General features: G+C 68.7%; 9 protein-coding genes. All 9 read right to left on the reverse strand.

Translation table 11 applies throughout. The features are described from left to right. Positions 1-33 precede the first annotated feature (33 nt). The 9 genes from ACFVXC_RS32860 to ACFVXC_RS32900 all read right to left on the reverse strand — a co-directional run bounded on the left by ACFVXC_RS32860 (position 34) and on the right by ACFVXC_RS32900 (position 8,073). The gene (locus ACFVXC_RS32860; RefSeq protein ID WP_389912786.1) at positions 34-1,119 is read right to left on the reverse strand and encodes a lysophospholipid acyltransferase family protein; all 1,086 of its coding nucleotides are present in this window, start codon (positions 1,117-1,119) and stop codon (positions 34-36) included. Positions 1,120-1,133: 14 nt separating this feature from the next. Continuing rightward, on the reverse strand, positions 1,134-2,180 hold the full coding sequence (locus ACFVXC_RS32865; protein ID WP_389912788.1) for an NAD-dependent epimerase/dehydratase family protein: 1,047 nt from the start codon (positions 2,178-2,180) through the stop codon (positions 1,134-1,136). Between the two features lie 340 nt (positions 2,181-2,520). Next, positions 2,521-2,619: a 30S ribosomal protein bS22 gene (locus ACFVXC_RS32870; protein WP_003948845.1), complete on the reverse strand. Its 99-nt coding sequence runs from the start codon at positions 2,617-2,619 to the stop codon at positions 2,521-2,523. Positions 2,620-2,745: 126 nt separating this feature from the next. Then, positions 2,746-2,955, reverse strand: coding sequence for a helix-turn-helix domain-containing protein (locus ACFVXC_RS32875; RefSeq protein WP_157869005.1), 210 nt, complete (start codon positions 2,953-2,955; stop codon positions 2,746-2,748). A 134-nt stretch (positions 2,956-3,089) separates the two neighbouring features. After that, positions 3,090-3,905, reverse strand: coding sequence for a phosphatase (locus ACFVXC_RS32880; RefSeq protein WP_389912791.1), 816 nt, complete (start codon positions 3,903-3,905; stop codon positions 3,090-3,092). A gap of 200 nt (positions 3,906-4,105) precedes the next feature. Next, positions 4,106-5,281 (reverse strand): acetoin utilization protein AcuC, encoded by a 1,176-nt coding sequence (locus ACFVXC_RS32885; RefSeq protein WP_389912794.1) that lies wholly within the window; start codon positions 5,279-5,281, stop codon positions 4,106-4,108. Next, entirely contained in the window at positions 5,232-6,467 is a 1,236-nt protein-coding gene (locus ACFVXC_RS32890; protein ID WP_389912797.1) for an MFS transporter, read from the reverse strand. The genes ACFVXC_RS32885 and ACFVXC_RS32890 overlap by 50 nt, the downstream gene beginning before the upstream one ends. A 98-nt stretch (positions 6,468-6,565) precedes the next feature. After that, a complete protein-coding gene (locus ACFVXC_RS32895; RefSeq protein ID WP_389912799.1) occupies positions 6,566-7,282 on the reverse strand; it encodes a VC0807 family protein in 717 nt (238 codons plus the stop codon). Positions 7,283-7,428: 146 nt separating this feature from the next. Then, positions 7,429-8,073 carry an HAD family hydrolase gene (locus ACFVXC_RS32900; RefSeq protein WP_389912802.1) on the reverse strand — a complete coding sequence of 215 codons (645 nt, stop codon included), beginning with the start codon at positions 8,071-8,073 and terminating at the stop codon, positions 7,429-7,431. Between the last annotated feature and the right edge of the window lie 162 nt (positions 8,074-8,235).

Consider the following 8,235-nt stretch of genomic DNA (forward strand, 5'->3'; position numbering starts at 1 on the left):
GTTTTGAGGTGCGGGGCCCCGCCACTCGACAGGTCAGAAGAACACGGACCGCCGCTGCACAAGCAGCTTGTACAACGTGTGCTGAATCTGCTCCCGCACCTGATCGGTCAGGTTGAACATCAGCATCGGATCCTCGGCCGCCTCCGGCGGATACCCGTCCGTGGGAATCGGCTCCCCGAACTGAATCGTCCACTTCGTGGGCAGCGGCAACGCCCCTAGCGGCCCGAGCCAAGGGAACGTAGGCGTGATCGGGAAGTACGGGAAACCGAGCACCCGCGCCAACGTCTTCGCGTTCCCGATCATGGGGTAGATCTCCTCCGCCCCCACGATCGAGCAGGGCACGATCGGCGTCCCCGCCCGCAGCGCGGTGGAGACGAACCCACCCCGCCCGAACCGCTGCAACTTGTAGCGCTCGCTGAACGGCTTCCCGATGCCCTTGAACCCCTCCGGCATCACCCCCACCAGCTCACCCCGCTCAAGCAGCCGCTCGGCATCCTCCGCGCACGCCAGCGTGTGCCCCGCCTTGCGCGCCAGCTCATTGACCACCGGCAGCATGAAGACGAGGTCCGCCGCGAGCAGCCGCAGATGCCGCCCCTCGGGGTGGTTGTCGTGCACGGCGACCTGCATCATCAGGCCGTCGAGCGGCAACGTCCCGGAGTGGTTGGAGACGATCAGCGCCCCGCCGTCCGACGGGATGTTCTCGATGCCCTTCACCTCGACGCGGAAGTACTTCTCGTACAGCGGCCGGAAAAGGGACATCAGGACCTGGTCGGTGAGCTCCTCGTCGTAACCGAAGTCGTCGACCTCGTAGTCACCCGTGAGCCGCCGCCGCAGAAACGCGAGACCACCCGCGATACGCCGCTCCAGGCCACCACCACCGTCCCGCGGCTCCGGTACGGCCCCGGCGCCCGCCCCCGCCCCGGCGGCCCCCTGCCGCGAAGCCTGCGGCTCGGCCCTCTCCACCTGCGGATCCCCGTCCTGCTGGCCCGGCATGGCCGTGACCTCACGCACGGCTGCCGGATCGTTCTTGCGCCGGGCCGCGCCCCTGCGCCGCGCCGGGCGCTGCGCACCAGCGCGCGACCGGTCGTCATCGAACGGAATGACCTTGGCGTCCGCCATCGTTGACGCTCTCCTCAGTTGGCGCTCTGGTTGCCCGCGAAGGGCAGCGTGGCGATCCGGTCCATGGCCCCCGCGACGGCTTGCGGCGGCAGAAGTCCCGGACCCCGACTGCGTACGAAATCCGCGAAGGTCTCCGCGGTCGTGTACTTGGGGCTGAAGCCCAGTGTCTCGCGCATCTGCCGGGTGGCCACGACCCGGCCATGGGTGAGCAGCCTGATCTGCTCGGGCGAGAAGTCCGTCATGCCCAGGGTGCGCAGCGCCTGGCCGACCCAGGTGACCGCGGGCATGAACACCGGCAGCGTCGGCCGCCCCAGGCGCCGCGAGCACTGCGAGAGCAGCAGCAGACCGTCACCCGCGATGTTGAACGTGCCGCTGTTGAGCGTCCCGCGCTCCGGGTCGCGCGCCCCGAGGCACAGGACCTCGATCGCGTCGTCCTCGTGCACGAACTGCAGCCGCGGGTCGTAGCCGAAAACCGTCGGCAGGACCGGCAGCGAGAAGTACTCGGCGAGCGGGGAGTCCGCGGCGGGTCCCAGGATGTTCGCGAAGCGCAGCACGCAGACCGCCACGTCCGGGCGGCGGCGCGCGAATCCGCGTACGTATCCCTCGACCTCGACGGTGTCCTTGGCGAAGCCACCGCTGGGCAGTGACTTCGGCGGCGTCGTCTCGGTGAAGACCGCGGGGTCGCGCGGCGCGGAGCCGTACACGTTGGTGCTCGACTTCACCACGAGCCGCCTGACCGTCGGCGATTTCTGGCAGGCACCGAGCAGCTGCATCGTGCCGATGACGTTGGTTTCCTTGAGCGAGCCGCGGTTTCCGCCGGCCAGCGCGGTACCGGTGACATCCATGTGCACGACCGTGTCGACGGAGAACTCGGCGAGCACCTTGGCGATCGCGGGCTGCCGGATGTCCGCCTGGACGAAGTCGGCGCCGCCCAGATGATGCTCGGGCGGGACCGCGTCGACGGCGACCACCCGGTCGACCTCGGGATCCCGCAGCACGCGTCGGACGAACCGCCCGCCCAGTTGCCGGGCCACCCCGGTCACGAGCACGACCTTGCCCAAGATCAGCGCCTGCCTTCCCCAGCCCTCGAAGTCCTGCCGCGCCCCATCATGTCCCTCCCGGCACACGCTAGCGGGTCGATGTTGCGCTGTGATGACCGCCCGATGCAGGAAGTGACGACAGCCACGACGCACACGCGCGGACCTGGTCCTCTGCCCAGACCAGGACGTACGCCGGATCGGGACGCACATCCTGCCCAGAGCGTACGTTCGAAACAAGCCCCCGAGCGGTCCGGTACGACCCGAAAACCGGCCGGAAGACACCACGACGAGTACCCCGAAAACGCCGAAGCCCTCCCGTCGGATGACGGGAGGGCTTCGGGACACGCGATCCAGCTGTCGCCTACTTCTTGTTACGACGCTGAACGCGGGTGCGCTTCAGCAGCTTGCGGTGCTTCTTCTTGGCCATCCGCTTACGCCGCTTCTTGATAACAGAGCCCACGACTACCCTCGCTCACTTCTCATCACTCGGTGCGGGGCAGCTGTCTGGGCCCACACGACCTACGTCGGCCCTAGCCTACCCGCCCCCGGGTGAGGGACGTAATCGAGGGGGATCGATCGGCTCCGATCAGCCCGCCTCGACTCCTACATAGGACTCTCGGAGGTACTCGTGAACCGCCTGCTCCGGGACCCGGAAGGACCTTCCGACCCGGATGGCGGGCAGATGACCGCTGTGCACCAAGCGGTACACGGTCATCTTGGACACTCGCATCACCGAGGCGACTTCCGCCACGGTCAAGAACTGAACCTCGTTCAGCGGCCTCTGGTCTGCAGCCATGACACCCCACCTGAACCTTCCGCACATATGACGGGCACCGGCTTCCCCTTCCGGTGACTCTTCGTCTCTGCGCGCTCACTCCCCAGACTAGGGGCGGATGATGCGAGTGGGGAAGAGGAGTAGCGATCGGCCGCCTACTGTGACAGACACGCTCGATTGAGTACATAGCGAGTAAGCGGTCGGTAGTAATCAGACCGCACAGCGTCATCAAGCGGAACGACGACGGACACCTGCCCCTCGGCCTCTCCGACGAACAGCGCGGGATCATCCGTATCCGCCAGGCCGATCGCCTCGAACCCCAGCTGACCTGCCCCGCACACCCATCCGTGGTCCCCGATGACGAGCTCTGGAAGCGGTCCCTCAGCCTCCGCGGCGGCTGCGAGCGCGGCTCGAACCGGGAGCGGGGAGTGGGTATGTGCGCCGGTCCCACTCCCGGTCGGACGTGCGCCGGGTTCCCGCACCAGCGCGACTCCCTGTACGTAGTCAAGGTTGTACGTGCGTAGGCCGAACCGGGTCGTTATGTCGACACTGTTGCCCTGCGCAGGGGTGAGAACGGTGCACCCCGCCGCCGACAAAGCGTCCGCCAGGGCGGCGTAGAAGCCGAGTAGCCGGTGCGGATGCCCCGTCCCGAAGAGCACGGGAAGCCGCCTGCGGGCCGCGTCGGCGAGCCTCTCGGCGTAGGCGTCGAGCGCCGCCAGCGTCCGCTCGGGGTCGATGACATCGGACCCCTGGGTGTGCCGCGGGTCGGCCGACACCCCGCACTTGTCCGCCATGAGCCCCAACAAGTCACCGCAGCCCCAGCTCCACTCGGGATCGAGCCCGAGCAGTATCCGCGGATCCCGGGCCGCGAAGAGCCGGTAGCTCCGCAGGCTCTCTTCCCGCGTGGTGGCCACGGGCCCGGCAAGCCGGGCGGCCAACAGATGCGCACGCAATGCTCCGGTGCTCAACACGGGCTCGATGCTGACGCATCGGTCGGGCGCGCACCCCCAAAACCTCGGAAACCACCCACAGTTGGGCTAACGGGTGCATGGCTGTCAGCCCGGTCGGCGTTCGGGGCCATCTTGTCGTGGCATCCAGGGGGGGGGCGGAGCCCCATGGCGCGGGAAGGGGCGGGATCCGGGGAAAGCCCCGCAGGGCCCGCCCCCACCCTCTACGGCAACAGACCCCGCAGCGGGAAGGCGGACCGCCGAGCCGCGACCACCGCCTGATCGAGCCGATCCGCGGGGTCGTACCCCTCGGACCAGTCCGCCCAGGTGACGGGCCACCTGCCGTCACTCATCCGCGCGGGCGCCAACTGCCGGGTACGCGCGAAGACTTCCTGCCGCCAGGCCTCGGGGATGTCCGCCGTGGGCAGAACCTCCCGCCCCGCGGCGATAGCGGTCAGATGCGTCCACGATCTCGGGACCACATCCACCACGGCGTAACCGCCCCCGCCCAACGCGACCCACCGCCCATCGGCGTACGAGTGCGCCAACTCATGGCAGGCCACCTGCACGGACCGCTGCGCATCGAGCGAAACGGCAAGGTGGGCAAGCGGATCCTCGAAGTGCGTATCGGCCCCGTGCTGCGAGACGAGCACCTGCGGCTGGAAGTCCGCGAGCAGCTCGGGCACCACGGCGTGGAACGCCCGCAGCCACCCCGCGTCCCCCGTCCCCGCCGGCAGCGCGACATTGACGGCCGACCCCTCCGCCACGGAGGCCGCACCCGTCTCCTCGGGCCACCCGGTCTGCGGAAACAGCGTCCGCGGATGCTCGTGCAGCGAAATCGTCAGAACCCGCGGATCCTCCCAGAAGGCCGCCTGCACCCCGTCCCCGTGGTGCACATCCACATCCACGTACGCGACCCGCTCGGCACCCAGTTCGAGCAGCCGCGCGATGGCCAGCGCGGCGTCGTTGTAGATACAGAACCCCGAAGCGGACCCCGGCATCGCGTGGTGCAGTCCACCCGCGAAGTTCACCGCGTGCAGCGCTTCCCCGCGCCACACCGCCTCGGCCGCTCCCACCGACTGCCCGGCGATCAGCGCCGACACCTCGTGCATCCCCGCGAAGGCTGGATCATCAACGGTCCCCAGGCCGTACCTGCCGTCCGCCGACGCCGGATCGACGGACGCGGCCCTGACCGCCTCCACATAGTCCTCGCGATGCACGAGCCGCAGCGTCGAGTCACCGGCCCGCTTGGCCGCGACCACGTCGAGATCCCGGTCGAGCCCGAAGGCTCCGACCAGACTTCTGGTCAGCGCGAGCCGGACCGGGTCCATGGGGTGCTCGGGACCGAAGTCATAGCCCGTTACTGCCTCGTCCCACATCAGCTGTGCGCGCCCGCTCATGCCCGTCACCGTATCGGTCCGCTCCCGAAGCGAAAGACCGGGCGTACAACAAGGTCATGAGCACGAGGCACATGGGGACGAGCATCGCCGCGCGGTAGTTCCAGGCGTCCCCGAGCGCGCCCACCAGCGGCGACCCGATCAGGAACCCCACGTAGTTGAAGACATTGAGCCGCGCGACAGCGGCGTCCGACGCCCCGGGAAAGAGCCGCCCCGCCGCGGCGAAGGTCTGCGGAACGATCACACAGAGACCGAGCCCGAGCACCGTGAAGCCCAGAATCCCGGTCCACGCCCCGGGCGCCACCGCCACGACCGCGAACCCGAGAGCGGCCACCACCGACCCCACCCGCACCACCGCCACGGCCCCGAACCGCCGCACGCCCAGGTCCCCGAGACCCCGCCCCAACAGGGTCATGACCATGTAGACGTTGTAGGGGACGGTCGAGACCTCCTCCGAACTCCCGAGCACGTCCTGCAGATACTTCGCACTCCAGTTGGAGACCGTCGAATCCCCGATGTACGCGAAGGTCATCACCAGGCAGAGCGGCAGAAGCAACTTGAAGACGACGGTCCCGCCCTGCCCCGCACCGCCGCCATTTCCGTCACCGCCGTCACCGCCCTCGACGCCGGACCCGGCATCGACGTACCACCGGCTCCCCACCAGCGCCGTCGGCAGCAACACCACGACCACCGGCAGATACGACACGAAGAGCGAAAGATCCCAGTGCGCCCCCGCCCACGCGATCGAGGCCCCCGCGATCCCGCCCAGGCTGTACGCCGCGTGAAACCCCAGCATGATGCTGCGTCCGTACGTCCGCTGCAGGCTCACCCCGAGCATGTTCATGGAGGCGTCGAGCGCCCCCACCGAAAGCCCGAACATTCCGAGCGCCACAGCCACTTGCCACAGCGCGTCGCCCGCGCCGGCCCCGAGCAGCGCCAGGAGCACCACGGGCTGCGCCCACCGCAGCACACGGCTGGGCGGCACCCGCTTGACCAGCCACTCCGTACCCACGCTCCCGGCGCCTGCGAGGATCGGCACCGCGGCCAGGAAGACGGGCAGCAGCCCGTCGGATATCCCGTACTGATCCTGAAGGGCGGGGATCCGCGTCACCAGCAACGCGAAGGTGACGCCCTGCACCAGGAAGCTGAACGCCAAAGAGGCCCTGCCGCGCCGCAGCTCATCTGTCATGGCTGCTGAGCGTAGGACCCCTGACTACCGGTGGGTAGATAGATCACCCATTCAATTTCCCGCGCCTCCCCCGCAAGGCGGGCGCAAGGTCCCCCCGGTCACCGCCCGAGCGCGGTGACCTCCTCGCTCACCATCTCCTCCATCGGGGCGACGACCAGGCGACCGCTCATCAGGACCGTCGCCGTGATGGTGACCCCGGCGATCGCGCCACCGAGCCACACCATGGTGTCGACGGGCAGCGTGTAGGCCCCCACGACCCGCGCCACGGCCTCACCGAACAGCGCCACGCCCCACATCACCGAGAACATCCGCTCCATCCGCGCGAACCGCCCCCGCTCGGCGATCAACCGCTCCCACACCCCGGTCCGCGCCGCGTTCCCCTTGGTGACCCAGGGCTTGAGCCCGGCGGTCATCAACGGCCGCCCGGCGCCCACGGACAGCAGGACGACGATACCGATCGTCGCGGTGATCCCGCTGTCCTTGGCAAGCATCAGCCGCGGGTCACCGGCGAGCAGACTGAGCAGCAGCCCGACGAGGTTGGCGGTCAGGATGAGGGCCGCGAGCCCGTTGACCCGCCGGTCCTTGACCACGCTCCACGCCGTCCGCCCCGCGGGCACCACACTGCTCCAGGCGAGCGCCGCCATCGTGCCCATACCGAAGCCCTTGCTGAGCAGGTAGTACGAGGCCGTGGGCACCACCGCGTCGAGCACGAGCGGCTTCAGCGACTCCCAGCGCGACCGCCGGGCGGCTGCTGTGTCCGTCGTACTGGTGGCGGTGCTGCTGGGGCTGGTGGCGGTGGCGGCGAGCTGGCTCATGGTGATCGGTCCTCCGTCGGCTCTGTCACTGTGTGCGTCCCGTTCGTTCTCGACGTACTCAGCTTCGCCGCGACCACCCATCGGCCGACAGAAACGATCGTCCGGACCTGGCAGTGACAAATGTCAGCCCGAACCCCAGGCCCCCGTCATACGAGCAGGTCAGCCAACTCCCCCATGTCCCCGAAGAGTTCAGTGGCCCCCGAGAGCCGCTCCGCCGGCGTCATGGCGGTGAACCCAAGAACATCCATCCCCGCCGCCACAGCGGCCCGCACCCCCAGCGGACTGTCCTCGACCACCACGCACCTCTCGGGCGCCACTCCCATCTGCTTCGCGGCGTACAGAAAGAGATCCGGCGCCGGCTTCCCCCGCCCCACGTCCTCCGAGCTGAAGATCCGCTCGTCGTCGAACCACCGATCGAGCCCGGTCCGCCGATGCCCGACCCGGATCCGCTCATGACTCCCGGACGAGGCCAGGCAGTACGGCACTCCGTCGGCCACCAGCTTCTCCAGTACGCCGACTGCCCCCGCCACAGGTTCGAGCTCCCGCTCGAAGGCGGCGAAGACTCGTGCGTGGAAGGTCACGTCAAAATCCCCGGGCAACCGCTGCCCACTGCGCTCAAGAACAAGGTCGTGTACGCGATGGACGGCGGCCCCCATGTAGTCACGCAGGGAGTCCTCATACGTGGTGGGGTGGCCGAGCTCCGTCAGATAGGCGGCAAGGATGGTGTTGGAGAGCGGCTCACTGTCCACAAGGACGCCGTCATTGTCGAAGATGACCAGGTCGTATCGCATAACTCGACCCTAAACGCAGAAAAGCCCCCTTGCGGGGGCCTGGAATGCAGAAAACCCCCGCACCACATGGGTGCGGGGGTTTCCCGTTAATAATAGTTCGGCGGCGTCCTACTCTCCCACAGGGTCCCCCCTGCAGTACCATCGGCGCTGTGAGGCTTAGCT

The sequence above is a fragment of the Streptomyces sp. NPDC058257 genome (assembly GCF_042881845.1).
In the GTDB taxonomy this organism is placed as follows: domain Bacteria; phylum Actinomycetota; class Actinomycetes; order Streptomycetales; family Streptomycetaceae; genus Streptomyces.